This window comes from Kitasatospora albolonga (genome assembly GCA_002082585.1).
GTDB classification, from domain to species: domain Bacteria; phylum Actinomycetota; class Actinomycetes; order Streptomycetales; family Streptomycetaceae; genus Streptomyces; species Streptomyces stephensoniae.
Map to the genome: position 1 here is coordinate 5632980 of CP020563.1, position 25723 is coordinate 5658702.

Here is a 25723-nt window from a genome sequence, read left to right on the forward strand (position 1 = left end):
GTACAGGAGGACAGGCCCCACCGCGCTCGGCGCGGTGGGGCCTGACGCTGCTCCGGACACCCCGGGATGCGGTGCGTTCGTATGCTTGTCCGTGAGCTGCGGGTGATGGGGTGGGGCAGGTATGCGGGTACGTCGGGTGAGGAAGAGGCGTACCTTCTGGGCGCTCGGCTACTTCCTGATGGGCGGCGCCTGCCTCCTGGTCGCCGGAGTGATGGCGGCGGGCGCGGACCGGGTGATCCATCTGATCCCGGTCGCGGTCGTCGGCGTACCGGGTGTGCTGCTGACGCTGCGCGCGCCGGGGCTCGGGGTCTCCTACGGTCCGGCGGGGGTGCGGTACTCCGGGCTGTTCGGGGCGCGTTCTCATGCGTGGGCGGACATCCGGGAGGTGCGGGTGGCCGTCGTGCCGGGCACGGTCTACTCGTCCGACGTCCCGGAGCTGGTGCTGGCCTCCGGCGGGACGGACCAGCTGCTGATGCTCGGGGGCCACAGCTGGGGCCGGACCCGGAACCGGCGGGTCACACGGCTGGTGGCCGAGCTGGAGGCGGCGCGGGTGGCGGCGTCGTCCTGACGGCGGGGGAGGGACCGGTGCCTGCGGGGCTTCGGGCGGGGTGCGGGGCGAAAGTCGGGTGCGTGATGCGCGGCCCACGGCCATGATGCCGACCATGACGGCCGCCACCACCGGCTCGTCCGGCGCCCGAACTCACTGAAGGAGCTTCCATGGAACAGCACGTGGAGACCGTGCGCACGGAGAACGCCATCGCCTGGGCGCGGCAGCACCTCGGGACGACGTCCTACGCCTCCCGCTGTCTGGCCTTCGTGGAGGACGCCTACGAACGGTCCAACGAACTGGAGCTGTTCGGGGGCGACTTCGCCGCCGAGTCCGCCGCGCTGTACGCGGCGCGGGACAACGACGGGGAGCCTCCGGCCGGGGCCTTCGTGTTCTACGACTTCCACGGCGAGATGCTCGGCCGGCGGCAGAACTGGGGCCATGTGGGGCTGTGCGTGGGCGACGGCCTGGTCATCCATGCCTGGGACGAGGTCAGGACCGACCACTATCGGCAGATCCCGGCCCTGGTGGTCCCGCCGGGCTGGGACGCCCCTCGGTGGGCCGGATGGACCCCCGTACAACGCGTCCTGGAGGGCTGCCGGCCGAAGGACTGGACCCCGGAGGGCGACGCCGCCACGGCCGCGCGGCGCATGCAGGCCGCCAGATTCGGTGACGGGACGACAGCGACGGCCTGACACGACGAGGTGAAGCGGTCGCGCGATGGCGCCTCTACCGCATCACTCGCAGCGCTGCGGCCGAAGCGACCAGGCCCTCCCGCTCCAGCGAGGCGATCACATCGGACACCACCGCGTCAGGGGGCACCATCCACGCGTCCGCTATCTGTGTCAGCACCCCGTAGACCAACTGGGGCGACAGGCCGACCTGCGCTTCGATGAACGCGTCCGGATGGACAGCCTGGACGTCCCAGACCGACAACTTGTCGGCCGGGAAGTCCTTGAGGTTGAACGTGACGATCACCTGAGCCTTCGCGCGGACAGCCGCCGCGAGAACGTGCCGGTACAGAACGTCGGCGTCGTAGACGGCGGTGAAGGCCATGGCCTCAGTTCATTCTCATCTCCTGGCCGAGCTGAGTGAGCTCGTCCGCCACCAGGCGGCGATGGTGGTCGTCCTGACGCTTGTACTCCAGTAGAGAGGACGCGGTGATCCTGCGGTGTGTGCCGACGGTCCTGTACTCGATTTCCCCCGCCTCCAGCAGCCCGATGAGGAAAGGGCGGGACACGTTGAGCATGTCGGCGGCTTGCTGGGTGGTGAGTTCGGCGTCGGAGGGAACGACGGACACGGCGCGGCCGGCGCCGAGGTGGGCGAGGAGCGACGCGAGAAGCTCCACGGCCTCGCGGGGGAGGATCAGGGGTTCAGAGTTCTCCCCCTGAACGCTGACGCGGACCTGGGACGCTTCTTGATGCTCCGCCAAGTACGTCCGAACCCGCGCGAGGGCGTGGTTGGCGGCTTCCTTCTTGTCGTCCGGAAGCTTGACCGGACGAAGGTCGGTCTTTGTCATGGGGCGCCCCTAGGTGTGGGCCGACCGCCGTTGGCGCGGCGGAGAGCTGACGACGATGGCGGGCCTCATGAGTTTTGGCGCAAACATGAAGCCCACTGACGTGAGGGCAGTGGCGACGGGTCCGGTGGTGCCCAGTGACTGACCCGCTATCCGCAGTATCCGCAGTATCCGCAACAAACGCAACATCTTGAAGATGTGGATCATCTGGATGGACCCTGTGGGCGAGGGGCGGCCTCCCCGGCGCTCATCCCGCCGGGGAGGCCGCCTGTGGTGCGGCTGCCTGCTGCTCCGGGCTCAGCTGCCGCAGGCGCAGCCCGCTGCCGTCGGCTCGGGTGTCACGGTTTCGGCGGCCTCGCTCCCGCTGGTGCAGCAGGCGCCGCCTTCGGGTGCGGGGGTCTTGGTGAGCTGGTCGGCGTCGGCCTTGACGACGTAGACCTCCCACGGCTCCTTGCCGGGGCCGTGGACCCACACCTTGTCCTGGAGCGCGTAGCAGCAGGAGGTGTCGTTCTCCTCGAACGTGGCGAGGCCCGCCTCCTTGAGCCGGGTGGTGGCGGCGCTGACCTCGTCGGTGGTCTCCACCTCCACGCCGAGGTGGTCCAGGCGGGTTTCCTGGCCCGGCTCACCCTCGATGAGGACGAGCTTGAGCGGCGGGGCGGTGATCGCGAAGTTCGCGTAGCCGGGGCGGCGCTTGGCGGGCTCGACGCCGAAGAGCTGGGAGTAGAACGTGACCGACGCTTCGAGGTCGGCGACGTTGAGGGCGAGTTGGGCACGGGACATGACGGTCTCCCTGGTTGGGTTGTATCGATGTCTGTCGATGCAACCTTGTGCTCTGCATCGAAGAATGTCAACATAGAAGCATGTCGAAACAAGAGCTCGTGGTGCTCGGCCAGGACGCCGCCGCCGAGGGGTGCTGCCCCGCCCTGCTGGCCACCCCCCTGGACGAAGGCCAGGCCGAGACGCTGGCGAAGGTGTTCAAGGCCCTGGGTGACCCGGTCCGGCTGCGGCTGCTGTCGATGATCGCCTCCCGTGCGGGCGGGGAGGTCTGCGTCTGCGACCTCACGCCCGCCTTCGACCTGTCCCAGCCGACGATCTCCCACCACCTCAAACTGCTGAAGCAGGCCGGGCTCATCGACTCCGAGCGGCGCGGAACCTGGGTGTACTACCGGCTGCTGCCACAGACGACCGACCACCTCGCGGCGATCCTCACCCGGCCCGCCGGGCAGTCCCGGGCAGGGATCGCGCAGCCCGGGGCCGTACAACAGACCGGGGTCGTGGAGCCCGGGACCGTACAGCAGTCCGGGGCCGTACAGCAGTCCGGTGCTGCCCCGGAGAAGCCCGCACCCGCCAGGGGCGCCGCACCCGCCGCGGCCGCTTCATGAGCACCGGGCCCGCCGGGGTCGTCGCCGGGCGGTTGTCCTTCCTGGACCGCTTCCTGACCGTGTGGATTCTCGTCGCGATGGCCGCCGGCCTCGGTCTGGGCCGCCTCGTGCCCGGGCTGGGGGACGCGCTCGCGAAGGTCACTGTCACCGGCGTCTCGCTGCCGATCGCGCTCGGCCTGCTCGTGATGATGTACCCGGTGCTCGCCAAGGTCCGCTACGACCGCCTCGGCACCGTCACCCGTGACCGGCGCCTGCTGATCCCGTCCCTGGTCCTGAACTGGGTCGTCGGCCCGGCCCTGATGTTCGCGCTGGCCTGGATCTTCCTGCCGGACCTGCCCGAATACCGCACCGGCCTGATCATCGTCGGCCTCGCCCGCTGCATCGCCATGGTGATCATCTGGAATGACCTCGCCCGCGGTGACCGCGAGGCCGCCGCCGTCCTGGTCGCCCTGAACTCCGTGTTCCAGGTGGTCGCGTTCGGCCTGCTCGGCTGGTTCTACCTCTCGCTGCTCCCCGGCTGGCTCGGCCTGGAACAGGCCGCGCTCGACGTGTCCGTGTGGGAGATCGCGCGCAGCGTGCTGATCTTCCTCGGCATCCCGCTGGTGGCGGGGTTCCTCACCCGCCGCCTGGGCGAGAGGGCCAAGGGGCGCACCTGGTACGAGACGCGGCTGATCCCCCGTATCGGGCCGTTCGCCCTGTACGGGCTGCTGTTCACGATCGTGGTGCTGTTCGCCCTCCAGGGCGAGGCCGTCACCTCGAAGCCGTTCGACGTCGTCCGGATCGCGGTGCCGCTGCTGGTGTACTTCGTTCTCATGTGGGCCGGGTCCATGGCCGTCGGCCGCGCCGTGGGGCTCGACCACCCGAAGGCGACCACGCTGGCGTTCACCGCTGCGGGCAACAACTTCGAGCTGGCCATCGCGGTCGCCATCGCCACCTTCGGCGCCACTTCCGGCCAGGCTCTCGCCGGGGTCGTCGGACCTCTCGTTGAAGTCCCCGTTCTCATCGGCCTGGTCCATGTCGCCCTGGCCGCCCGCCGCTTCTTCCCCCGGCCCGCCCCGACGGCCGGACCGGCCCTCTCCCCGGAAAGTTCCGCCCATGTCTGAGCCCAGGCCGTCCGTGCCCAGGCCGTCCGTACTGTTCGTGTGCGTCCACAACGCCGGCCGTTCGCAGATGGCCGCCGCCTTCCTCGCCCACCTCTCCCGGGGTGAGGTCGAGGTCCGCTCCGCCGGGTCCGCACCGGCCGACGCCGTGAACCCGGCCGCCGTGCGGGTGATGGCGGAGGTGGGTATCGACCTGTCCGCCGAGACGCCGAAGGTCCTGACCGCCGACGCCGTACGGGCGTCGGACGTCGTGATCACCATGGGCTGCGGCGACACCTGCCCCGTCTTCCCGGGCAAGCGCTACCTCGACTGGCAGCTCGACGACCCGGCCGGGCTCGGTGTCGAGGCCGTGCGGCCCGTCCGCGACGAGATCGAACGGCGCGTTCGCGGCCTGCTCGCCGAGCTGCTGCCCGAACACGCCTGACGCGGGCGGGCCTGTACGGGGTGGTCGCCCGGCTCGGGGATCAGCGCGGTGCCCGCGTCCAGGGGCTTGTGAATCACGGTGCGCCGACCGGCGCCCGGCGGCCCTCTTCCGCGTAACTGCCTCGGCTGCCAGGGCTGTTCGGCCGAACCGGAATGGTCACTCATGGTGATCGAGTGAATGCCTGGAGTGATAGAAAGGGGTGTTCTTCGACGTTCCTTTTCCGAAACGGAGCAATCGTGCGCACCCCCGTGAAGTCCCTCGCCGTGCTGGCCGCAGCCACCCTCGGCCTGATCTCGCCCGTCTGGACCGCGACCGCGGTCGAGTCCGCCGAGCGGTCGCAGCAGGCCCTGCGGGTCTGTCCGGCCGTCGACCCTGAGGACGCCTCCGTCTACGCGCCCCTCGGCAACACGGCGGCCGGTTTCGCGGAGTGCAGCAACGGTGTGCCGTACGTCATGGACTGCCCCCAGGGGCTGCTGTTCAACCTGCGGCTGAACGTGTGCGACTGGCCGCGGAACGCGGAGAAGGAGGGTGCGGAGACCCGGTTGACCGCTGCCGCGGTGACCCTCTCTCCCACCACCGAACTCTCCGCGGTCGTCACCTGGGAGGACAAGCCGCTGTACCAGGCGCCGGTCGTCTTCCTCGACCCGCAGGGCAGCGCACTGTGCCACGCCGAGACCGACGACACCGGCCGCGCCGCCTGTGAGGCGGAAGGTGTCACCGAGGCCGGGTACACCGCCGCGTACGCGGGGACGGAGACGCTCACCACCGCCAACGCCAGGGGAACCGCCCGCAGCTGAGACCGCCCGCAGTGCCCGCAGGCGGGGCCGTCGGCCCCGCCCCGCCCACACGCACAGCGCCGCCCACCGTGCCGGACGCACGGTGGGCGGCGCTGTCGTGGAAGTGGAACAGGCTGCTCAAGCAGAGCCGACGGGCCTAGAAGTCGTCGTCGAACCCGACCGAGCCCTCCACCGCCACCTGGTACGCGGACGGGCGGCGCTCGAAGAAGTTCGTCAGCTCCTGGACGCCCTGGAGCTCCATGAACGAGAACGGGTTCTCGGAGCCGTACACCGTCGGGAAGCCCAGGCGAGCGAGCCGCTGGTCGGCGACGCACTCCAGGTACTGGCGCATCGACTCCGTGTTCATGCCCGGCAGGCCCTCGCCGCACAGGTCGCGGCCGAACTGGAGCTCCGCCTCGACGGCCTCCTTCAGCATGTCGGTGACCTGCTGCTGGAGCTCGTCGTCGAAGAGGTCCGGCTCCTCCTTGCGGACGGTGTCCACGACCTCGAACGCGAAGTTCATGTGCATCGTCTCGTCACGGAACACCCAGTTGGTGCCCGTGGCGAGGCCGTGCAGCAGGCCGCGCGAGCGGAACCAGTACACGTAGGCGAAGGCGCCGTAGAAGAACAGCCCCTCGATGCAGGCCGCGAAGCAGATCAGGTTCAGCAGGAAGCGGCGGCGGTCGGCCTTCGTCTCCAGGCGCTCGATCTTCTCGACCGAGTCCATCCACTTGAAGCAGAACTGGGCCTTCTCACGGATCGAGGGGATCTCCTCGACCGCGTCGAACGCCGCCGCCCGGTCGTCCGGGTCGGGCAGGTAGGTGTCCAGCAGCGTCAGATAGAACTGGACGTGCACGGCCTCCTCGAACAGCTGCCGCGACAGGTACAGCCGCGCCTCGGGGGAGTTGATGTGCTTGTACAGCGTCAGCACGAGGTTGTTCGAGACGATCGAGTCACCGGTCGCGAAGAAGGCGACCAGGCGGCCGATCATGTGCTGCTCACCCGGCGACAGCTTCGCGAGGTCGGCGACGTCCGAGTGGAGGTCGACCTCCTCGACGGTCCAGGTGTTCTTGATCGCGTCCCGGTAGCGCTCGTAGAAGTCCGGGTAGCGCATGGGACGCAGGGTCAGCTCGAATCCCGGGTCGAGCAGGTTCTTCTCTTCGTTCGTGGTGCTCATTACTGGCATGCCTCGCAGGACTCAGGGTTTTCCAGGGAGCAGGCGATGGCGTCCGCGTCGGGAGCCGTCGCCTGCTGTACGGGAATGGGGGCGGCGGCCGACGCGGCTCCGGAGGCGGCACGGGCGATCCGGGTCGCCGGGCGCGAACGGAGGTAGTACGTCGTCTTCAGCCCCTGCTTCCAGGCGTACGCGTACATCGAGGAGAGCTTGCCGATCGTCGGCGTCTCCAGGAACAGGTTGAGCGACTGGCTCTGGTCGAGGAACGGCGTACGGGCCGCCGCCATGTCGATCAGGCCGCGCTGCGGGATCTCCCACGCCGTGCGGTACAGCGCCCGCACGTCCTCGGGAATCCAGGCGAAGCCCTGCACCGAGCCGCTGGCCTCGCGCAGTGCCTCACGGGTACGGGCGTCCCACACGCCGAGCTTCTTCAGCTCGTCCACCAGGTAGCCGTTGACCTGGAGGAACTCACCGCTGAGCGTCTCGCGCTTGAACAGGTTGGAGACCTGCGGCTCGATGCACTCGTACACACCGGCGATCGAGGCGATCGTGGCGGTCGGCGCGATGGCGAGCAGCAGCGAGTTGCGCATACCGGTCTTCGCGACCCGGGCGCGCAGCGCGTCCCAGCGCTCCGGCCAGTTCAGCTCGGTGTCGTAGTGGTCGGGGTGCAGCACACCGCGCGCCGCCCGCGTCTCCGACCACGCGGGCAGCGGGCCCGAACGCTCGGCGAGGTCGCAGGACGCCTCGTACGCGGCGAGCATGATCCGCTCGGAGATCTTCGTGGAGAGCGCGCGCGCCTCGGGCGAGTCGAAGGGCAGGCGCAGCTGGAAGAAGACGTCCTGGAGGCCCATCGCGCCCAGGCCGACCGGCCGCCAGCGGGAGTTGGAGTTCCCGGCCTGCTCGGTCGGGTAGAAGTTGATGTCCACCACCCGGTCGAGGAAGGTGACCGCGGTGCGGACCGTGGAGTCCAGGCGGTCCCAGTCGATCGAGCCGTTCGCCACGAACGCGCCCAGGTTGACCGAGCCCAGGTTGCAGACGGCCGTCTCGCCGTCGTTGGTGACCTCAAGGATCTCCGTGCACAGGTTCGACGAGTGCACGACCCGGCCCGGCTCGGCGGTCTGGTTCGCGGTCCGGTTGGAGGCGTCCTTGAACGTCATCCAGCCCTGGCCGGTCTGCGCGAGGGTCCGCATCATCCGGCCGTACAGCTCACGCGCCGGCATCGTCTTGCGGGCCAGGCCCTTGGCCTCGGCCGCGCGGTAGGCGGCGTCGAACTCGTCGCCCCACAGGTCGACCAGCTCGGGGACCTCGGCGGGGGAGAACAGCGACCACTCGGTGTCCGCGTCGACCCGGCGCATGAACTCGTCCGGAATCCAGTGCGCCAGATTCAGGTTGTGCGTACGCCGCTGGTCCTCACCCGTGTTGTCGCGGAGCTCCAGGAACTCCTCGATGTCCGCGTGCCAGGTCTCCAGGTAGACCGCCGCCGCGCCCTTGCGCCGACCGCCCTGGTTCACCGCCGCCACCGAGGCGTCCAGCGTCTTGAGGAACGGCACGATGCCGTTGGAGTGCCCGTTGGTGCCCCGGATCAGCGAACCCCGGGCGCGGATACGGGAGTAGGAGAGGCCGATACCGCCCGCGTGCTTCGAGAGGCGCGCCACCTGGTGGTAGCGGTCGTAGATCGAGTCCAGCTCGTCCTTGGGCGAGTCCAGCAGGTAGCAGGAGGACATCTGCGGGTGCCGGGTGCCGGAGTTGAAGAGCGTGGGGGAGGAGGGGAGGTAGTCCAGCTTGCTCATCAGCCCGTAGAGCGCGGCGACCTCCTCCAGTGCCCGCGCCGACTCGTCCTCGGCCAGACCGGCGGCCACGCGCAGCATGAAGTGCTGCGGGGTCTCGATGACCTGACGGGTGATCGGGTGGCGCAGCAGGTAACGGCTGTGCAGCGTACGGAGACCGAAGTAGCCGAAGCGGTCGTCCGCGCCCTCGGCCAGCGTCCGCTCCACCAGCTCGTCCAGCGCCTTTGCGTGCAGCTCCACGAAAGCGGCGGTGCGGTCGGCGATCAGGCCCTCGCGGTGGCCCACCGCGACCGAGGCGGAGAAATGCGTCGCGCCCTGGCTCGCGGCCTCGTCGGCGATCGTACGGGTCAGCAGCCGGGCGGCGAGTTTGGAGTACGCCGGGTCCTCGGAGATCAGGCCCGCGGCCGCCTCGGTGGCCAGCGAGCGCAGCTCGGCCTCGTCGGAGCGGGCGTTGCGCCCGCGCAGCGCGGAGGCGGCGACCCGTCCGGGGTCGGTGTCGGGCAGATCGACGGTGAGGTCGGTCAGGGTCCGCAGCAGGGCGGTCCCGGGTCCGTCGGTCGTGCCTGCTCCGGACGTGGTGGAGGCAGCGGATTCGGTGGCTGAAACCGGATCGGCGGGCGCGATGGTCACTGGGCTTTCCCTCGCTCGGCTGGGGGCCGGCGGCGAGCGGGGAAGCCGGGCAGCGCGGTGCCCACAGGGGCAGCACTGCTCACGGCGTCCACCGGCCCATCCGCGAGGCCCGGACGTCTGCCGTCCGGTTCGGTCGAGCCGGACGTACTGTCGACAGGTCTTCGGACTTCGGGTGTGCAAAAGCACACTGATCACACCGTTGCGGGACAGTTCCGGATTCGCACCGGATTCCCCTGCGGCGACAGCGAGGTCGAGCATACATGTGGGGGGCGCTCGATGAGGAAGCCCCCACATGTTGTGTCGGCGTGAACAGATGTCGGTATGACGGTCTGGCTTCTTCGCCCTGCTTTCTTCCGGGTCCGCGGGGTGCGGAGGGGGCTGGGCGAGGGTGCGAAAAGGGGCCGCCGCGCCCCTGGAAGGGGTGCGACGGCCCCGATCGGCCGGTGGTGGTCAGCAGCAGCGGAAGCCCTCGCGGGGGTCCGCCTCGCGGGCGTCCGTGCGGCTGCGTTCGAAGGCGCGGCGGCTCATTACCGGCGTGTCCGGATCGTGGGACCTGGCGTGCGCCACATAGCGGTCGTACGTCGACTCGCCGGTCAGCTCACGGACGTACCAGCGGACGCGTCCGGCCACCCGCCGTACGTCGTCGGCGACGGTCATGACCGGCTCCCCGTCCCCGCGGTCTCCTCCTTGCGGAGGCCGCCCTCGGGGCCGACTCCGGCGGCGGCCAGTTCGGCCTTCTCCTCCTTGGTCGCGATGAGCGAGGCCGGGGCGACGAACTTCGACTGCACGAAGGGCGTCTCGTGGAGCTTGACGCTCTCCGGGTCGCGGATGGCCTTGTAGCAGACCCGGCCCGCGTCCACGAGCACGACGATGATGAGGAGCGCGAAGACCGCGCACAGCACCCCGTCGACGGTGGAGTTGGTGACGATCGTCCGCATGTCGTCCATGGACTTGGCCGGTGCCAGCACCTCGCCCGCGTCGATGCCCGCCTGGTACTTGTCGCGCTGGGCGAAGAAGCCGACCTTCACGTCCGGGGAGAAGATCTTCTGCCAGCTCGCGGTGAGGGTGACCGCCACGTCCCAGGCGAGCGGTACGGCGGTGACCCAGGCCCACTTCAGCCGCCCCGACTTCACCAGCAGCGTGGTGCAGACGGCGAGCGCGACGGCGGCCAGCAGCTGGTTGGCGATGCCGAAGAGCGGGAAGAGCTGGTTGATGCCGCCCAGCGGGTCGTGCACCCCGACCCAGAGGAAGTAGCCCCAGCCGCCGACCACGACGGCACTGGCGAACCAGACGCCCGGCTTCCAGCTGACCTCGCGGAACGGCTTGTAGGCGTTGCCCAGCATGTCCTGGAGCATGAAGCGGCCGACCCGGGTGCCCGCGTCCACGGTGGTGAGGATGAAGAGGGCCTCGAACATGATGGCGAAGTGGTACCAGAACGCCTTCATCGCGGTCCCGCCGATCACCGCGGAGAAGATCTCCGCCATGCCGAGCGCGAACGTGGGCGCGCCACCCGTCCGGGAGAGGAGGCTCGCCTCCTCGACGTCCTTCGCGGCCTGGGCCAGGGCGTCGGGGGTGATGGTGAAGCCGAAGTTGGCGACGGCCTCGGAGGCGGACTGGACGCTGTCACCGATCACGCCGACGGGCGCGTTGATGGCGAAGTAGAGACCGGGGTCGATGATGCAGGCCGCGATCATCGCCATGATCGCCACGAACGACTCGACCAGCATCGCGCCATAGCCGATCACCCGGATCTGCGTCTCCTTCTGGACCATCTTCGGGGTGGTGCCCGAGGAGACCAGGGAGTGGAAGCCGGAGAGCGCGCCGCAGGCGATGGTGATGAAGACGAACGGGAACATCGAACCGGCGAAGACCGGGCCCGATCCGCTGGAGGCGAAGTCGGTGACGGCGGGCATCTTCAGCGTCGGCAGGGCGACGACCACGCCGAGGGCCAGCAGGACGATCGTGCCGATCTTCATGAAGGTGGAGAGGTAGTCGCGCGGGGCCAGCAGCAGCCACACGGGCAGCACTGAGGCGAGGAACCCGTACACGATCATCCAGATGACCAGCGTGCCCGGCTCCAGCGTGAAGAAGTCCGCCCACGACGACTCGGCGACCCAGCCGCCCGCGACGATCGCGAGCAGCAGCAGCGCGACGCCGATGAAGGAAACCTCGCTGACCCTGCCGGGCCGCAGGATGCGCAGATAGACGCCCATAAAGAGGGCGATCGGGATCGTCATACCAATGGAGAAGACGCCCCACGGAGAGTGGGCCAGCGCGTTCACGATGACCAGCGCGAGGACCGCGAGCAGGATGATCATGATGATGAAGACGGCGACCAGGGCGGCGATCCCGCCGACCGGCCCGATCTCGTCGCGCGCCATCTGGCCGAGCGAACGGCCGTTGCGGCGGGTCGAGAAGAACAGCGTCACCATGTCCTGGACGGCCCCGGCGAAGATGACGCCGACGACCAGCCAGATCGTGCCGGGCAGATAGCCCATCTGGGCGGCGAGCACGGGGCCGACCAGCGGACCCGCCCCCGCGATGGCGGCGAAGTGGTGGCCGAACAGGACCCGGCGGTCGGTGGGGTGGAAGTCGACACCGTTGTCCAGCCGTTCGGCCGGGGTCGCGCGGTTCTTGTCCGCCTTCAGTACCCGGTTGGCGATGAACCGGGAGTAGAAGCGGTACGCGATGGCGTACGAGCCCAGCGCCGCCGCCAGCATCCAGGCGGCGGAGACCTCCTCACCCCGCGAGAGCGCGAGGGTGGCCCAGCCCGCGGCGCCGGCCAGGGCCACCAGGCTCCAGACCGCTATGGACTTCGGGGTCAGGGTCCGGCGCCCCGGTGCTGATGGAACCGGTGGTGCTGGTGTGGGCGATTCCGGCATGACGATCCGTCCCCTCGCGTGATCACTGTGTCGTAACGTGCGCGAAATCTAGGGGCTCGTGGCCGCTCTCCGGAACCCCTGTCCGCATTCCGGTCAGGTAAGGCCGGTGCTGTGCGACCCCGCACCGCTGTTGTTCCGCTGTTGCTCCATAGGTGGGGCACGGATGGGGAGAGGGGTCGGTTCACGCGGATTCAAAAGCCCGGGGCGTCAGATCCAGCCCCGGCGGGCCGCCTCCGCTCCGGCCTGGAAGCGGCTGCGGGCGTCCATACGGGCGGTCAGCTCGGCGTTCATCCGGCGGACGGTCCGCAGCGAGACCCCCAGCCTGCGGGCAGCGGTGGCGTCCGTGTGGCCCTGCGCCAGGAGGGAGAGCAGCTCGCCCTCCTGCGGGGTCAGTCCGTCGCTGTCCACGGGCGGCCGGGCGCCGAGCGGGGTGGCGGCGGCCCAGAGCCTCTCGAACAGCAGCCGGGCGACCAGGACGGCCCCCTTGCTGCGCAGCTCCAGCGCGCCGGCCCGGCCGTTCTCGGGGTCGAGCGGGACGAGGGCCACCTCGCTGTCGACCACGACCATGATGAGCGGCAGAGTGGGTAACGTACGGCTCTCGGCGCCCAGTCCGCCGATCCAGTTCACGTACCGCAGGGTGTCCGGGTCGTTGCGGAAGCTGTCCTGGTAGATCGAGCGGATACGGACGCCCCGCTCCAGGGCCTGCTGGTCGAGCGGCTTGCTGGCCGCCAGGGTGTCGGGGGCCTGCGCTCCGCCGGGCAGCAGGGAGAGGCACTCGGTCCTGGCCAGCTCGGCGAGTTCGGTGAGCCGTTCCCGTACGGCGTCGAGCCCCTCCAGCCGCTTGATGACGTCGAACCCGCGCCGCTCTCCCCGGCCGCGATGGGCCGTGAGCGCGGAGACCGCGTCCCGGGCGACCTCCAGGCCCCGTTGCTGGCGCGCCAGTTCCGCCTCCCGCCGGGAGAGCAGGAACGGCAGGCTGGCGGCCGGGTCCAGGGCGCGGAAGACCGGCGGGTCACCGTCGGTGGAGCGGTCGTCGCGGTTGTCCAGCAGGCAGAGTTCGGCGAGCCGGTCCAGGGCGTCGCGCACGTCCTGCTCGCTGCGGCCCAGCCGCGCGACGATCTGGTCGAGCCGCAGCTCCGGTTCCTCCAGGACGAGCCGGTACACGAGCTCCGTCCGCGCGTCCAACCCCAGTACCTGAAACATCTCTGGCTCCCCCACCGATGTCACGCCGCGCCTGAACGCCGATGCCGGGCCGGGACCCCTCATCGGCACCGGGCGCGAGTGTAGAGCGCGGGGGGCGGATAGGTATAGACCAAGTCCATGGGGTGGATACGGGACACGGTCCGGCCGGATTCTGCCCGGAGTGTGGACATCCAGTGGTGAAGGTGTGGCCTCTTGGTGCCTGGTCACCGGCTGCCAGTACGGCGTCGCCGCAGGTGACAGGGGCATTTGCGGGGTGGCGGGTGCTGGCAGCCTGCTGCCCGTAACTCCCGGCCACCCGCAGGGCGTGACCCCCGGACCGCCGCGACGCCATGCTCAGGCCGTGCCCAGACATTCACACGCTGTTGATGAGATGGAGCCCCGCATGCAGACCTTCCGTACGCTCTCCCTCCGCATCGCCCTGGCCTGCGCCCTCGCCCCCGTCCTCCTGGCCGTGGCCGTCCCCGCCACCCGGAGCGGCTTCTCCTGGGGGTGACCCCGGGAGAAGAGAACCTCCTCCGTGTACCTGGTGACCGCGCTGCTGGTGCGGGCCGAGCCCCCGGAGCCCGCCGCCTGGACCGCCCGTGAACTGGCCGGGCGGCTGCGGGCCTCGGGCGCCGGAGCGAGGACGCGGTGCCCCGGCCCGGACGGTCCGGGCCCGGCCCACCTGTACGCAGCCTCGTACCTCGGCCGGACCGTCCGCGCCGCGCTCTACATGGAGGACTCCGACCCCCTCCACGCCGAACTGGCCGCCCTGGACTTCCTCCTCGCCTCCCTGGCCGCCGACCCCGGCGCCAGGGGCTGGCACCTCGCGGTCCTCGGCCGCCCGGACCTGCACCGACTGCCCGAACGGAAAGGACCCGACCCGCCATGTCACGGGAGCACCCCACCGTGTCCGTGATCATCCCGAACCACAACTACGAGAAGACCCTGCGGGCCTGTCTGGAATCCGTCTTCGCCCAGACCCTGCGCCCGCTGGACGTGGTGGTCGTGGACGACGCCAGCACCGACTCCTCCCGCGACATCGCCCGGGAGTTCCCCTGCGTCCTGGTGGCCCGCCCCGACAACGGGGGCGTCTCCGCCGCCCGCAACCTCGGCGTCGCCGCGTCGCGCGGCGAGGTCCTGTTCTTCCTCGACTCCGACATCGCGCTGGCCCCCGACGCGATCGAGAACGCGGTCGCCCTGCTGGGCGCCGACCCGGAGACCGGCTGCGTCCACGGCGTGCTCGACCCCGAACCGCTCTACGACGACGGGCCGGTGGAGGTCTACCACTGCCTGCACGCCCACTTCTGGCGCCGCCGCAGCGCCGGGATCGTCGGCACCGCCTTCTTCGCCCTGGCCGCGATCGAACGCCGTGTCTTCGAAGCCACCGGGCCCTTCGACGAGAACCTGCGGGACTCCGAGGACGTCGAGTACAGCGACCGCCTCGCCGCCACCCACCGCATCCGCCTCAGCGAGCGGGTGACCGGCCGCCACGACGACGTGGACCGGCTGCTCCCGATGCTCGCCGAGCAGTACCGCCGCTCCCAGCTGCTCGTCCCGGTCGCCGCCGTCGAGCGCCGCCGGGGCGGCGGGCTCCGGGCCAACCGCACCCGCGGGGTCCTGGCCGCCGCCCTGGTCCCCGCCACGCTCCCGCTCGCGCTGCTGACGCCCTGGCTGCTCGCGGTGCCCCTGGCCTGCGCGCTGGCCTTCGCCCTGGCGGACGTGGAGCTCTCCCGCTTCGTGGCCCGCCGCGAGGGGTGGCCCTTCCTCCTCCGCTTCACCGCCCTGCACTTCGCGGTGCACCTGGCCCTGGTCCTCGGCGCGGTCCACGGGGGCGTCCGCTGGCTGGTGGACCCGGGCTTCGGCCCCTCCGTCCGACGCCGCCGGGACCGGCCGTCGGCCGTGGTCGCGCCATGAGTACGGCTACGCGGGACATCGGTGAGGGGGGTGCGGGTGCGGCCGGGAGCGGTGGGACTGGTGGGGCTGGTGTGGCTACCGGGGCTGCTGAGGCCATAGGGACTACTGGGGCCGTTGAGGCCGCTCCGGGCGACGGCGCCTCCGGAGCCGTTCCGGGTGACGGCAGCCCCGCGAACGCTCCGGGTGACGGTGTGCCCGGAGCCGCCCCCGTACGGCCGTCCCGGCGGGCACGGCTGTTGCGGTGGGTCGCCGCCCTCGTCCTGATCGCGGCCACCTGCTTCGCCGTGGGCGGTGCGCTGCGCGGTGCCGGTACGGAGGTGGCGCAGGCGGCCGGACGGCCCGGGGGCGTACTGCTCCTGGGGGCCGCCCTCCTCGCCAACGCGGCCGGACTCGTCCTGTCGATGCTCTCCTGGCGGGTCCTCGTCGTGGACCGCGGAGTCGTGGACGGCGGAGCCGGGGACGGCGGCGCGGGCGAGGGCGGTGGCCGTGGGCCGAAGGCCCGTACCTCCGACATCGCGCGGATCTTCTTCATCGGCGTCATCAGCAAGTTCGTCCCCGGCCGGATCTGGGGCGTCCTCGCCCACATCCAGCTCGGCAAGGCCCTCGGCATCGCCCCCGAGCGGATGATCGCGGCCTTCGGGCTCGGCCTCGTCATCGGGATGACCACCGGCGCCGCCGCCGGACTCCTGGTCGCCCCGGCGGTGTTCGGCGCCCACGCCTGGGTCTTCGCCCCCCTCGTCCTGCTCGCCGCCGCGGCCGTGGCCCGGCCCGGCTGGGTGGGCCGGCTGGTCGCGTGGACCATGCGGCTGGCCCGGCGCCCCGACCGGTCCGCCCCGTCCTCGCCCCGGGCCCTGCGGATCTCCATCGGCTGGGCCTGCGCCTCCTGGGCGGTCTCCGGGCTCCACCTGTGGGTCATCGCCGTCCTCCTCGGCGCCCCGCCGCTGCTCTCCCTGCCCGTCTGCGTCGGCGGCTTCGCCCTCGCCACCGTCGCCGGAAGCCTCGCCTTCGTCCTGCCCGACGGCTGGGGCGCCCGCGAACTCGTCCTGCTCGCCCCCCTCAGCGCCGTCATGCCGCTCTCCGCCGCCGCTGCCGCCGTCATCGCCAGTCGGCTGGTCTGCGTGATCAGCGAAGTCGCCGCCACCGGCGGAGCGCTGCTCTGGGCCCGTGCCGCGGGCCCCCTCCCCACACCCCGACCCGCGCTCCAGGAAGGAGCCGCATGACCACCGACGCAACACCCCCGCCCTCCGACACCACGCCCCCGGCCACCGGTCTGCCACCGCTGATCACCGTGGACGAGTGCGAGGAGATGCCGCTGCGCCGGGTGCACGACCTCTATCGGTCGCACGTCAACAAGAGCCAGGTCTCCCTGATGACGTCCTTCGGCTTCGGCCGGGAGCTCGTCAGCCACGCCGAGGGCTCCTGGATACACACCCGCGACGGCCGCCGCGTCCTCGACTTCACCGGGGGCGTCGGCGTCCTCAACCACGGCCACAACCACCCCCGCATCCTCGCCGCCCGCCGCCGCTTCCAGGAGCAGCGCCGGATGGAGGTGCACAAGACCTACTTCTCGCCCTACATCGCGGCCCTCGGCCACAACCTCGCCCAGCTCCTCCCCGGCGACCTGAACATGTCGTTCTTCCCCAACTCGGGCGCGGAGGCGGTCGAGGGCGCGGTGAAACTCGCGTACAAGTACCACGGAGGCAAGCGGCAGCAGATCCTGCACGCCGACATCAGCTTCCACGGCAAGCTGCTGGGCTCCGGCAGCCTCACCGGCAGCGCCCAGAGCACCTTCGCCTTCCCCGGCATCCCCGGAGTCTCCGCCTTCCGCTACGGCGACCTCGACTCCGTGCGCGAGAGCGTCGCGGCGGCCCGGGACGCCAAGGGGCGCTGCGATGTGTACGCGATCCTCATCGAACCCTTCTCCGCCTCGACCATGACGGAGTGCTCCGAGGAGTTCCTGCGCGGGCTGCGGGAGCTGTGCACCGCCGAGGACATCGTGCTGATCTTCGACGAGATCTACACCGGCTGGGGCAAGACCGGCAGCCTCTTCCACTTCATGCGCCACCCCGGGCTCGTCCCGGACGTCGTGACCACCTCGAAGTCGTTCGGCGGCGGCAAGTCCTCCATCTCCGCCTTCGTCGCCCGCGAACCCGTCTTCCGCCAGGCGTACGACAGCCTCGGCGACGCGATGCTCCAGTCGACCAGCACCACCTACTACGGCTTCGGCGAGGAGACCGCCACCGCGCTGGAGGCCGTCAACATCGCGGTGGAGGACGACTATCCGGCCCGCGCCCGCGCCATCGAACGCGTCCTCGCCCCGGGCCTGGAGCGGTTGCGCAAGCAGTACCCCGACATCATCGCGGACGTCCGGGGCGCCGGAGCGCTGTACGGGATCTTCCTCGACGGCGGCCCCCGGATGCTCGACCTCGCCGCCAAGCTCGCCCCCGGAGGGCTGGCGCGCGACCCCCTTCTGCGGACGAAGGTCATCACCTGCGCGGTCGTCAACGCGATGTACCAGGAGCACGACGTGTACATGTACTACACGCTCAACGGGCGCAGCCCCCTCGTCGCGGCGCCCTCCCTGGTCGCCGGGCCCGAAGAGGTGGAGATCTTCCTCGACGCCTTCGACAAGACCCTCGCCCGGGGCATGAACCGGCTCCTCGCCGCGTTCCTGAAGGACAAGGCGGTGTCCCGATGGGCCGCCTGACCATCGCCGTGACCGGAGCGGCCGGAATGCTCGGCTCGCACCTGGTGGCCCGGCTCGCCGCCGACGGGCACGACGTCATCGGCATCGACCTCCGCGACGACCCCCACCCGCCCCCGGGCGCCCGGCACGTGGTCGCCGACATCCGGGACGGCGTGGTGCTCGGCCGCGCCTTCGCCGGGGCCGACGCGCTGGTGCATTGCGCCGCCGCCCTGCCCAGCTACCCCGTGGACCAGATCCGCTCGATCACCGTCGACGGCACCCGTACGGTCCTGAGCGCCGCCCACCGGGCCCGGGTGCCCCGGGTCGTGCACATCTCCTCCACCGCCGTCTACGGGCTCCCCCAGCAGGTCCCCACCCCGGAGGAGCACCCGCGCGAACCCGTCGACCCGTACAGCAGGGCCAAGGCCGAGGCGGAGGAGGTCTGCGAGGAGTTCCGGGCGCGCGGGATGTGCCTGCCGGTGCTGCGCCCCAAGACCTTCCTCGGGCCGGGCCGGATGGGCCTGTTCGCGATGCTCTTCGAATGGGCCGAGGAGCGGCGCAACTTCCCCGTCCTGGGCCGGGGGGACGTCCGCATCCAGATGTTCGGCATGGCCGACCTGGTGGACGCGGTGGTGCTCGCCCTGCACGCCGAACCCGAGGTCGCCAACGACGTGTACAACCTGGGCGCCGCCGAGTTCGGCACCCTGCGCGAGGACTTCCAGGCCGTCCTGGACGCCGCCGGACACGGCAAGCGGGTCGTCCCGCTGCCCGCCGCGCCCGCGCTCGGCGTCCTGCGCCTCCTGGAGCGCACCAAGCTCTCCCCGGTCTACGGGCGGCTCCTCTTCAAGCTCCTGGACGACTCGTACGTGGACATCAGCCGCGCCACCGAACGGCTCGGCTTCCGTCCGCAGCTCTCCAACCAGGACGCCATCCTCGGCACATACGCCTGGTGGCGCACCCAACGGCAGGGCAGCGCACCCGCTCCCGGGGCCGGCCGGACCAGCCGGGACCCGTGGCGCCAGGGCGCGCTGGGCCTGGCCAAGGTCTTCTTCTAAAGACGCGGGAGCCCTGCCGTGGACATCACCCGGTCCTCACCCGCGCCGATGCGCGTGGTGACCGCACCGCCCGAACCCCCGGATCTCACCGTCCTGCCGACCCCCGGCCCGCTGCCCGGGCCCCCGGAACCCGTCCTGCCCACGACCGCCCCGCAGCCCACCCCGCCGAACGCGGTGCCGGAAGCCACCGGGACAGCGACCGCCGCGCCCCCCACCACCCCGCAGCCCGCCGCCCCCCACCGCGGCCTCGCCCGGGACCTCCTCGCCCTCGTACGCCCCGGCCAGTGGGTGAAGAACCTCGCCGTGGTACCGCTCGCCCTGCTGGACGTCCGGCCCTGGCACCCCGCCGCGTTCGGGCGGATCGGGTGGGCCGTGCTCGGCTTCACCCTGGCCTCCGCGCTCGTCTACGTCGTCAACGACCTCGCCGACCGGGACCGGGACCGGCTGCACCCGGTCAAACGGAACCGCCCGATCGCCTCCGGCCGGGTCTCCACCACCGCGGCCACCGTCCTGACCGGCCTCATCGCCGCCTCGCTCACCTGCTGGGCGGTGGCCGGGCCCGCCTGGCAGTGGTGGCCCACCGCGCTCTACCTGGTGCTCTCCGTCGCGTACAGCCAGGGCCTCAAACACGTACCGCTGGTGGACGCGTTCATCGTGGCGAGCGGGTTCGTCCTGCGCCTCGTCCAGGGCGCGCTGCTGGTGGGCGGCCGGGTCTCCGAATGGCTCGCGCTCTGCGTCTTCGCGCTCTGCCTGATGCTGGCCCTCGGCAAACGGCGGCACGAGATGACGGCGGCCGGACGTGCCCACCGCCCCGCCCTGCGCGGCTACACGCTCGCCTTCCTGGACCACCTCGTCGTCCTGGTCGCCGTGCTGACGGCCGTCTCCTATGTGCTCTACCTCCGCGACGACGCCGCCCTCGCCGCCGGAGCCTCCTTCGTCACCCTGCTCTCCGCCCCCTGCGCCGTCTTCGGGCTGGCCCGCTATCTGCAACTCCTCCTGGTGGAGGAGGGCGGCGCCAATCCGGTCCACGTCCTCTTCCGGGACCGCGCGACGCTCGTCAACGCGACGCTGTGGGCCGTGCTCGTCTCCGTAGCCCTCCTCCTCTCCCGACTGTGACCACCCAGTTCCTCCGACCGCCCGAAGGTGCGGCCCCCATGAACCAGAAGAAGACACCGTTCGTCTCCGTCGTCATCCCCAACTACAACTACGGCCGCGCCCTGGAGCTCTGCCTGCGCGCCGCGCTCGCCCAGACCTACGCCCCCATGGAAGTGCTGCTGATCGACGACTGCTCCACCGACGACTCGGTCGCCGTCGCCGAGGCGTGCGGGGTGCGGGTCATCTCCACCGGGGTCAACAGCGGGGTCGCCACCACCCGCAACACCGGGGCCGCCCACGCCCGGGGCGAGATCGTCGTCTTCGTCGACTCGGACGTGGCGATGGAACCGGACGCCATCGCCAACGCGGTCGCCCTGCTCACCTCCGACCCGAAGATCGGCGCCGTCTGCGGCACGTACGACGCCGAACCCCTCATCAGGGACAGCCTGATCGAGGAGTACCGCTGCCTCCACCAGTACTACTGGCTCGCCGAGACCGAGGGCCGCATCGGCACCCTGCACACCGCGATCTGCGCCATGCCCGCCCATGTCTTCGCCGAGATCGGGCCCTTCAACCCCCGGCTGCGCCACACCGAGGACGGCGACTACGCGGCCAGGATCTGCCGGAGCTACGAGGTCCACAGCTCCACCACCGTGCGCGGGCGCCACGACCACGACGACACCTGGCGGGTCGTGCTCCGCAAGGTCTTCCACCGCACCCGGCTGCACATCCCGCTGTACGTGCGCCGGGGCGACCTCCCCGGCGGCATCGCCACCGGCCCCCGCGCCGGTGCCAGCGTCGCGGCCCTGCTCGCCGTGCTGACCCTGCCGCTGGGGTTCGCCGCCGCGCCCTGGCTGCTGCTCCCCGCCGCCCTGCTCGCCCTCGCCCTGCTGGCCGACACCGCCCTCTACCGCTTCGTCCTGCGCCGCCGGGGCCCCCTCTTCACCGCCTACTTCGCCTTCGTGCACTCGGTGGTCAACGCGGTCATCGCGGCGGGCGCGGGCGTCGGCGTCCTCCAGTGGCTGGCCTCCCGGCGCTTCCGCAGGCTGTACGAGCCGGGGGAGCACCTCACCGCCGTACGGGCCACGACGTGACCCACGTACACGACCCCGACGCCGCTCCGGGCACGCGCGGCGCCCCCAGGGCGTGGCCCGGCCGCCTCCTGCTCGCCGTCGCCCTCCTCTGGGCGCTGTTCGTCGCCGCCCGCGCGGTCCTCAGCGGGCGGTGGTGGGCGTGGAACGGCATCGGCCTCGCCCCGCCCGTCGCCCATCTGCTTGTCCCGCTCGCCCTGCTGGCCCTCGCCGCCCTGATCCGGCGGGGGAGACGGCTCGCCGTGGGCGTCGCCCTGGTCTCGCTGCTCCTCGGCTCCTGGCAGACGGGGCTGCACCCCGGGGCGCTGCTGCGCGGGCAGCCGGCCGTGCCCGCCGACGCCCTCAAGGTGGTCAACTGGAACACCTTCTTCTGGGACGAGGACAGCGACACCGACGACTTCTACGCCTACCTGAAGAGCCACTCCGCCGACGTCTACCTCCTTCAGGAGTACCAGAACCGCCGGGGCGACGAACCCGCGCCCATCGACGACCTGGCCAGGCTCCGGGCCGAGTTCCCCGGCTACCACCTCGCCACCGAGGGGGAGTTCCTCACCCTGTCGCGCTACCCCATCACCTCCGTAAGGGCGTTGCGGCCCCAAGGGCTCGCCCCGCCGGACACCTCCTGGGCCGACTACTGGAACATTCGCGTCCTGCGCACCGACATCGACGTGGACGGCCGGACGCTCTCCCTCTACAACGCCCATCTGCCCGACCTGCTGAACGTCGACCGCAACCCCCTCACCCCCGCCTACCACCGCTCGGTGAAGCAGCTCTCCGACCGGCGGGAGATCCACTTCCGGGCCCTGCGCGAGGACCTGGACGCCAACGAGCACCCCGTGGTCCTCGCCGGGGACCTCAACGTGCTGCCCGGCACCGGGGACCTGCGCTGGTTCGACGGGCTCCGGGACGCCGCCGGGCTCGTGGGCCCGGTCCACCCGGCCACCTTCCCGGTCCGGGGTCCCGCCCTCTGGCGGCTCGACTGGGCCTTCGTCTCGCCCTCCGTCCGGCTGCACCGGCAGTCCATCGAGGACCCGCCCGCCGAACACTCCACCCACAAGCTGATCGACCTCCGCCTCTCCCTGCCCGCCCCCGCGAACTCCGCCCCGCCCACCGAGAAGGACCGGCCATGACCAGGCGCCCCGCCCACCGAGAGGGCCCGGCCGCGACCAGGCGCGCCGCGCCCCCGCCCCGCTTCGACGTGGCGATCGTCCTCACCTACTACCTCCCCTACACCAGCGGCCTCACCGAGGTGGCCCGCACGGTCGCCGAGGGGCTGGCCGCCCGGGGCCGCCGGGTCGCCGTCGTCGCCTCCCGCCACGACCCGGCCCACCCCGCGCGGGAGACCGTCAACGGCGTGGAGGTCTTCCGTGCCCCGGTGGCGGCCCGGGTCGGACGCGGGGTGCTCAGCCCCGGGTTCGCCCCGCTCGCCGGACGCGTCGCCCGCGCCTCCCGGGTGGTCAACATCCATCTGCCGATGCTGGAGGCCGGGGCCGTCGCCCGGCTCGCCGGGAACACCCCCGTGGTGAGCACCCACCACGACGACGTCTGGCTGCCGCCCGGCAGGCTCGCCCCGCTCCAGGTGAAGGTGGTCGACGCCTCGGTCGGCGCGGCCCTGCGCCGCTCGGCCGCCGTCGTCGTCAACAACGTGGACCACGCCGAGCACTCCCGCCACTGGCCCCTCATGCGCGGGCGCACGCTCCTGGCCATCGCCCCGCCCTGCCGCCAGCGCGAACCCGCCCCCGCCACCTTCCGGGAGACGGCGGGCCCCCACGTCGGCTTTCTCGGCCGGATCGCCCACGAGAAGGGCCTGCACCACCTGGTGGACGCCTTCCGCACGCTCCCCGACCCCGAGGCCCGGCTGCTCATCGCGGGGGACTACTCCAAGGTGGCGGGCGGCAGCGTCGTCGGGGCGCTGCGCACCCGGGCCGGCGACGACACCCGTATCCGCTTCACCGGTTTCCTGGACGACGCCCGGGTCCCGGAGTTCTACGCCTCGCTGGACGCCTTCGCCCTGCCGTCCGTCGCCGAGGAGTCCTTCGGCATCTCCCAGGCCGAGGCCATGATGCTCGGTGTCCCCTCCGTCGCCAGTGACGCCCCGGGCATGCGGGTGCCCGTCTCCGAGACCGGGTTCGGGCGCCTCTTCCCGCCCGGCGACGCCCACGCCCTGGCCGCCGCCCTGACGGAGGTGGCCGCGTTCCCGCCGGAGCGGCGCGCGGAGGGGGCGCGCGCCACGAGGGCCCGGTACGGGACGGACGCCTGCCTCGACGCGTACGACGCCCTCTTCCAGGAGGCCGGAGCCGTTCGCGGGGCCGCCGCGTGACCGGGGGGCCGGTGCTGTGGGCGGCGGTGGCCTGGGCGGTCTTCCTCGGCGCCCACCTGGCCCTCAACGGCCGCTGGTGGCTGTGGCTGCTGCCCTCGCTGCTCCCGCCGCCCCTGTTCGCCGCCGTCCCCGCCGCCCTGCTGGTGCTCGCCTGGGCCGCGGGGGACGGGGCCGCCGGGGCGGTGGCGGGCGGTGCGCTGCTGCTCGGGGCGCGCCAGTGCGGCCTGGTGCCCGGCGCACTCGTACGCCGACCGGCCCGGCCGCCCGAGGAGGGCACCGTACGCGTCGTGTCGTGGAACACCCAGCACTGGTGCCAGTCCACCGACCCCGACCCGTTCTACGCCTTCCTGCGCGAACTGGACGCCGACGTCTACCTCCTCCAGGAGTACCACCACGACGAGTTCGACGGCACCTACCGCCTGATCGACGACGAACGGCGGCTGCGCGCCACCTTCCCCGGCCATCGGGCCGTCATCGCCCGGGGGCTGATCACCCTCTCCCGGCTGCCGGTGGCCGCCACCGTGGAGACCGCCGCCCGCCGGACCCTGCGGGTGGACCTCGAACTGCCCGGCGGCCGGGGGCGGCTGGCCACCTTCAACGTCCACATCCCGGTGCAGCTGCGGCTCATCAGCCCGCTGCGCGCGGAGTTCTACCGCGCGGTGCGCACCCGGGCGGGGGACCGGGCCCGGGAGTACGCCGGACTCGCCCGCGATGTGGCAGGCTGCCCCCATCCCGCCCTGATCGCGGGGGACTTCAACACCACGGCGGCGATCGGGGACGCCCGGCACATCGCCCGGCTGGGCGCCGACGCCGTACCCCTGACCGGACGCCTCTGCCCCACCTCCTGGCAGCCCCGCCCCGGACTGCGCTGGTGGCGCCTGGACTGGGTGCTCACGACCCCCGGCGCCCGGGTGCACAGCTACCGCTTCCGCGATCCGCGCGGACTCTCCGACCACAGCGTCCAGGAGGTGACCGTGTCCCTCACCGGACCGGGCCCCCGGACCCCCGCCGACACCCGACTCCGACCCCGACTCCACAGCGAAGGAACCTGACCATGCGCTACCGCTACCTCGGAAAGACCGGCCTCAGGGTCAGCGAACTCTGCCTGGGTGCCATGACCTTCGGCCGCGAGGCCGACGAGCGGACCAGCCACGCCCTGCTGGACCGCTTCACGGAGGCGGGCGGCACGTTCGTCGACACCGCCGACATCTACTCCGCCGGAGCCTCCGAGGAGATCCTCGGGCGCTGGCTGAAGGGGCAGCGCCGCGACGACGTCGTGGTCGCCACCAAGGTGCGGTACGGCACCGGGGAGGGCCCCAACGACCGCGGACTGGGCCGCAACCACCTGATCGCCGGGGTGGAGGCGAGCCTGCGCCGCCTGGGCACCGACCACATCGACCTCTACCAGGTGCACGCCTGGGACCCGGGCACCCCGCTGGAGGAGACCCTCGCCACGCTGGACGCCCTGGTCACCTCCGGGAAGGTCCGCTACATCGGGGCGAGCAACTTCTCCGGCTGGCAGCTCCAGAAGGCGGTGGATCTGAGCCGGGCGCACGGCTGGGAGCCGTTCACCGCTCTCCAGCCGCTCTACAACCTGCTGGACCGCTCCGCCGAGTGGGAGCTGATGGAGGTCAGCCGCAACGAGGGCCTCGGCGTGATCCCGTGGAGCCCCCTGCGCGGCGGCTGGCTGAGCGGCGCGATCCGGCGCGGTACGACGGCACCGCCCTCCGGCACCCGGGTGGAGACCGCCGAGCGGCTCGGGTGGGGCGAGTCGTGGAGCGCGTACGAGGGTGACGAGCGGACCTGGCGGGTGCTGGACGCCCTGCACGAGGTGTCCGGGCGCACCGGTCTCGCGGTGCCCGTCCTCGCCCTCGCCTGGCTGCTCGGCCGGCCGGGCGTGACGGCCCCGATCGTGGGCGCCCGCACCCTGGAGCAGCTGGAGACCAACCTCGGCGCCGCCGACCTGGACCTCGACCCGGCCGACGCGGAGCTCCTCACCGAGGCGAGCGGGCAGGTGCTCCCGTACCCGTACAGCGTCATCGAGACGGACCCGGAGCTGCGCTGACCCGGGACCGGTCCGGCCGGTGATGTGACAGCGGTCCGGCCGGTGACCTGACCGGAAACAGCCGGTGGCCCGGGGGTGCGTCCCCGGGCCACCG

General features: G+C 71.8%; 25 protein-coding genes, 1 pseudogene and 1 riboswitch. Of the genes and pseudogenes, 17 read left to right on the plus strand and 9 right to left on the minus strand.

Annotated elements, in window-relative coordinates; translation table 11 throughout:
• Positions 1-136 precede the first annotated feature (136 nt).
• Positions 137-568, plus strand: a complete 432-nt coding sequence (locus B7C62_25070; GenBank protein ARF75147.1) for a hypothetical protein — start codon at positions 137-139, stop codon at positions 566-568.
• Positions 569-717: 149 nt separating this feature from the next.
• Complete coding sequence (locus B7C62_25075; protein ID ARF75148.1) at positions 718-1242, plus strand: hypothetical protein; 525 nt, start codon at positions 718-720, stop codon at positions 1240-1242.
• A gap of 34 nt (positions 1243-1276) precedes the next feature.
• On the opposite strand, the gene B7C62_25080 is transcribed toward B7C62_25075, so the two are convergent.
• The 4 genes from B7C62_25080 to B7C62_25095 form a co-directional block, all read right to left on the minus strand.
• Positions 1277-1603: a hypothetical protein gene (locus B7C62_25080; protein ID ARF75149.1), complete on the minus strand. Its 327-nt coding sequence runs from the start codon at positions 1601-1603 to the stop codon at positions 1277-1279.
• A gap of 4 nt (positions 1604-1607) precedes the next feature.
• Entirely contained in the window at positions 1608-2066 is a 459-nt protein-coding gene (locus B7C62_25085) for a DNA-binding protein (protein ID ARF75150.1), read from the minus strand.
• Positions 2067-2075: 9 nt separating this feature from the next.
• Positions 2076-2270, minus strand: a complete 195-nt coding sequence (locus B7C62_25090; protein ARF75151.1) for a hypothetical protein — start codon at positions 2268-2270, stop codon at positions 2076-2078.
• Positions 2271-2360: 90 nt separating this feature from the next.
• Positions 2361-2843, minus strand: a complete 483-nt coding sequence (locus B7C62_25095) for a glyoxalase/bleomycin resistance/dioxygenase family protein (GenBank protein ARF75152.1) — start codon at positions 2841-2843, stop codon at positions 2361-2363.
• A gap of 80 nt (positions 2844-2923) precedes the next feature.
• Here B7C62_25095 and B7C62_25100 point away from each other — a divergent pair.
• From B7C62_25100 to B7C62_25115, 4 genes and pseudogenes are all read left to right on the plus strand, one after another.
• A pseudogene (locus B7C62_25100) lies at positions 2924-3283 on the plus strand (transcriptional regulator).
• A gap of 158 nt (positions 3284-3441) precedes the next feature.
• Positions 3442-4548: an arsenical-resistance protein gene (locus B7C62_25105; GenBank protein ARF75153.1), complete on the plus strand. Its 1107-nt coding sequence runs from the start codon at positions 3442-3444 to the stop codon at positions 4546-4548.
• Positions 4541-4969 (plus strand): phosphotyrosine protein phosphatase, encoded by a 429-nt coding sequence (locus B7C62_25110; protein ID ARF75154.1) that lies wholly within the window; start codon positions 4541-4543, stop codon positions 4967-4969. The genes B7C62_25105 and B7C62_25110 overlap by 8 nt, the downstream gene beginning before the upstream one ends.
• 152 nt (positions 4970-5121) lie before the next feature.
• A complete protein-coding gene (locus B7C62_25115; GenBank protein ID ARF75155.1) occupies positions 5122-5766 on the plus strand; it encodes a hypothetical protein in 645 nt (214 codons plus the stop codon).
• A 136-nt stretch (positions 5767-5902) separates the two neighbouring features.
• Here B7C62_25115 and B7C62_25120 read toward each other — a convergent pair whose 3' ends face one another.
• The 5 genes from B7C62_25120 to B7C62_25140 form a co-directional block, all read right to left on the minus strand.
• Positions 5903-6931: a ribonucleoside-diphosphate reductase gene (locus tag B7C62_25120; protein ID ARF75156.1), complete on the minus strand. Its 1029-nt coding sequence runs from the start codon at positions 6929-6931 to the stop codon at positions 5903-5905.
• Positions 6922-9336, minus strand: coding sequence for a ribonucleoside-diphosphate reductase subunit alpha (locus B7C62_25125; GenBank protein ARF75157.1), 2415 nt, complete (start codon positions 9334-9336; stop codon positions 6922-6924). Before B7C62_25125 ends, B7C62_25120 begins: the two co-directional genes overlap by 10 nt.
• A gap of 134 nt (positions 9337-9470) precedes the next feature.
• A riboswitch (cobalamin riboswitch) is annotated at positions 9471-9606 on the minus strand.
• Positions 9607-9786: 180 nt separating this feature from the next.
• Positions 9787-9993: a hypothetical protein gene (locus B7C62_25130; GenBank protein ARF75158.1), complete on the minus strand. Its 207-nt coding sequence runs from the start codon at positions 9991-9993 to the stop codon at positions 9787-9789.
• Entirely contained in the window at positions 9990-12218 is a 2229-nt protein-coding gene (locus tag B7C62_25135) for a carbon starvation protein A (protein ARF75159.1), read from the minus strand. The genes B7C62_25130 and B7C62_25135 overlap by 4 nt, the downstream gene beginning before the upstream one ends.
• A 207-nt stretch (positions 12219-12425) precedes the next feature.
• Complete coding sequence (locus tag B7C62_25140; protein ID ARF75160.1) at positions 12426-13421, minus strand: helix-turn-helix transcriptional regulator; 996 nt, start codon at positions 13419-13421, stop codon at positions 12426-12428.
• Positions 13422-13938: 517 nt separating this feature from the next.
• On the opposite strand from B7C62_25140, the gene B7C62_25145 reads away from it, so the two are divergent.
• Genes B7C62_25145 through B7C62_25195 form a run of 11 tightly spaced genes read left to right on the plus strand, consistent with a single transcriptional unit; the run spans position 13939 to position 25629 of the window.
• Positions 13939-14319 carry a hypothetical protein gene (locus B7C62_25145; protein ID ARF75161.1) on the plus strand — a complete coding sequence of 127 codons (381 nt, stop codon included), beginning with the start codon at positions 13939-13941 and terminating at the stop codon, positions 14317-14319.
• The gene (locus tag B7C62_25150; protein ARF77367.1) at positions 14316-15317 is read left to right on the plus strand and encodes a sugar transferase; all 1002 of its coding nucleotides are present in this window, start codon (positions 14316-14318) and stop codon (positions 15315-15317) included. The genes B7C62_25145 and B7C62_25150 overlap by 4 nt, the downstream gene beginning before the upstream one ends.
• Entirely contained in the window at positions 15314-16537 is a 1224-nt protein-coding gene (locus B7C62_25155) for a hypothetical protein (GenBank protein ARF75162.1), read from the plus strand. The genes B7C62_25150 and B7C62_25155 overlap by 4 nt, the downstream gene beginning before the upstream one ends.
• On the plus strand, positions 16534-18024 hold the full coding sequence (locus B7C62_25160; protein ID ARF75163.1) for an aspartate aminotransferase family protein: 1491 nt from the start codon (positions 16534-16536) through the stop codon (positions 18022-18024). The genes B7C62_25155 and B7C62_25160 overlap by 4 nt, the downstream gene beginning before the upstream one ends.
• On the plus strand, positions 18012-19058 hold the full coding sequence (locus B7C62_25165; protein ARF75164.1) for an epimerase: 1047 nt from the start codon (positions 18012-18014) through the stop codon (positions 19056-19058). The genes B7C62_25160 and B7C62_25165 overlap by 13 nt, the downstream gene beginning before the upstream one ends.
• Positions 19059-19076: 18 nt before the next feature.
• Positions 19077-20174 carry a prenyltransferase gene (locus tag B7C62_25170; GenBank protein ARF75165.1) on the plus strand — a complete coding sequence of 366 codons (1098 nt, stop codon included), beginning with the start codon at positions 19077-19079 and terminating at the stop codon, positions 20172-20174.
• Between the two features lie 38 nt (positions 20175-20212).
• On the plus strand, positions 20213-21247 hold the full coding sequence (locus B7C62_25175; protein ID ARF75166.1) for a glycosyl transferase: 1035 nt from the start codon (positions 20213-20215) through the stop codon (positions 21245-21247).
• Positions 21244-22374, plus strand: a complete 1131-nt coding sequence (locus tag B7C62_25180; protein ARF75167.1) for an endonuclease — start codon at positions 21244-21246, stop codon at positions 22372-22374. The genes B7C62_25175 and B7C62_25180 overlap by 4 nt, the downstream gene beginning before the upstream one ends.
• Complete coding sequence (locus B7C62_25185) at positions 22371-23564, plus strand: glycosyl transferase (GenBank protein ID ARF75168.1); 1194 nt, start codon at positions 22371-22373, stop codon at positions 23562-23564. The genes B7C62_25180 and B7C62_25185 overlap by 4 nt, the downstream gene beginning before the upstream one ends.
• On the plus strand, positions 23561-24616 hold the full coding sequence (locus B7C62_25190; GenBank protein ID ARF75169.1) for an endonuclease: 1056 nt from the start codon (positions 23561-23563) through the stop codon (positions 24614-24616). The genes B7C62_25185 and B7C62_25190 overlap by 4 nt, the downstream gene beginning before the upstream one ends.
• 2 nt (positions 24617-24618) lie before the next feature.
• The gene (locus tag B7C62_25195) at positions 24619-25629 is read left to right on the plus strand and encodes an aldo/keto reductase (protein ARF75170.1); all 1011 of its coding nucleotides are present in this window, start codon (positions 24619-24621) and stop codon (positions 25627-25629) included.
• The last annotated feature ends 94 nt before the right edge of the window (positions 25630-25723 follow it).

What these genes read in the sequence shown, in the direction of transcription:
- B7C62_25165 (ARF75164.1), top strand. Translation starts at nt 18,012, where the DNA reads ATGGGCCGCCTGACCATCGCCGTGACCGGAGCGGCCGGAATGCTCGGC.
- B7C62_25195 (ARF75170.1), top strand. Translation starts at nt 24,619, where the DNA reads ATGCGCTACCGCTACCTCGGAAAGACCGGCCTCAGGGTCAGCGAACTC.
- B7C62_25080 (ARF75149.1), bottom strand. Translation starts at nt 1,603, where the DNA reads ATGGCCTTCACCGCCGTCTACGACGCCGACGTTCTGTACCGGCACGTT.
- B7C62_25095 (ARF75152.1), bottom strand. Translation starts at nt 2,843, where the DNA reads ATGTCCCGTGCCCAACTCGCCCTCAACGTCGCCGACCTCGAAGCGTCG.
- B7C62_25140 (ARF75160.1), bottom strand. Translation starts at nt 13,421, where the DNA reads ATGTTTCAGGTACTGGGGTTGGACGCGCGGACGGAGCTCGTGTACCGG.
- B7C62_25105 (ARF75153.1), top strand. Translation starts at nt 3,442, where the DNA reads ATGAGCACCGGGCCCGCCGGGGTCGTCGCCGGGCGGTTGTCCTTCCTG.
- B7C62_25075 (ARF75148.1), top strand. Translation starts at nt 718, where the DNA reads ATGGAACAGCACGTGGAGACCGTGCGCACGGAGAACGCCATCGCCTGG.
- B7C62_25090 (ARF75151.1), bottom strand. Translation starts at nt 2,270, where the DNA reads ATGATCCACATCTTCAAGATGTTGCGTTTGTTGCGGATACTGCGGATA.
- B7C62_25135 (ARF75159.1), bottom strand. Translation starts at nt 12,218, where the DNA reads ATGCCGGAATCGCCCACACCAGCACCACCGGTTCCATCAGCACCGGGG.
- B7C62_25160 (ARF75163.1), top strand. Translation starts at nt 16,534, where the DNA reads ATGACCACCGACGCAACACCCCCGCCCTCCGACACCACGCCCCCGGCC.
- B7C62_25085 (ARF75150.1), bottom strand. Translation starts at nt 2,066, where the DNA reads ATGACAAAGACCGACCTTCGTCCGGTCAAGCTTCCGGACGACAAGAAG.
- B7C62_25185 (ARF75168.1), top strand. Translation starts at nt 22,371, where the DNA reads ATGACCAGGCGCCCCGCCCACCGAGAGGGCCCGGCCGCGACCAGGCGC.
- B7C62_25120 (ARF75156.1), bottom strand. Translation starts at nt 6,931, where the DNA reads ATGCCAGTAATGAGCACCACGAACGAAGAGAAGAACCTGCTCGACCCG.
- B7C62_25110 (ARF75154.1), top strand. Translation starts at nt 4,541, where the DNA reads ATGTCTGAGCCCAGGCCGTCCGTGCCCAGGCCGTCCGTACTGTTCGTG.
- B7C62_25130 (ARF75158.1), bottom strand. Translation starts at nt 9,993, where the DNA reads ATGACCGTCGCCGACGACGTACGGCGGGTGGCCGGACGCGTCCGCTGG.
- B7C62_25175 (ARF75166.1), top strand. Translation starts at nt 20,213, where the DNA reads ATGAACCAGAAGAAGACACCGTTCGTCTCCGTCGTCATCCCCAACTAC.
- B7C62_25115 (ARF75155.1), top strand. Translation starts at nt 5,122, where the DNA reads ATGGTCACTCATGGTGATCGAGTGAATGCCTGGAGTGATAGAAAGGGG.
- B7C62_25155 (ARF75162.1), top strand. Translation starts at nt 15,314, where the DNA reads ATGAGTACGGCTACGCGGGACATCGGTGAGGGGGGTGCGGGTGCGGCC.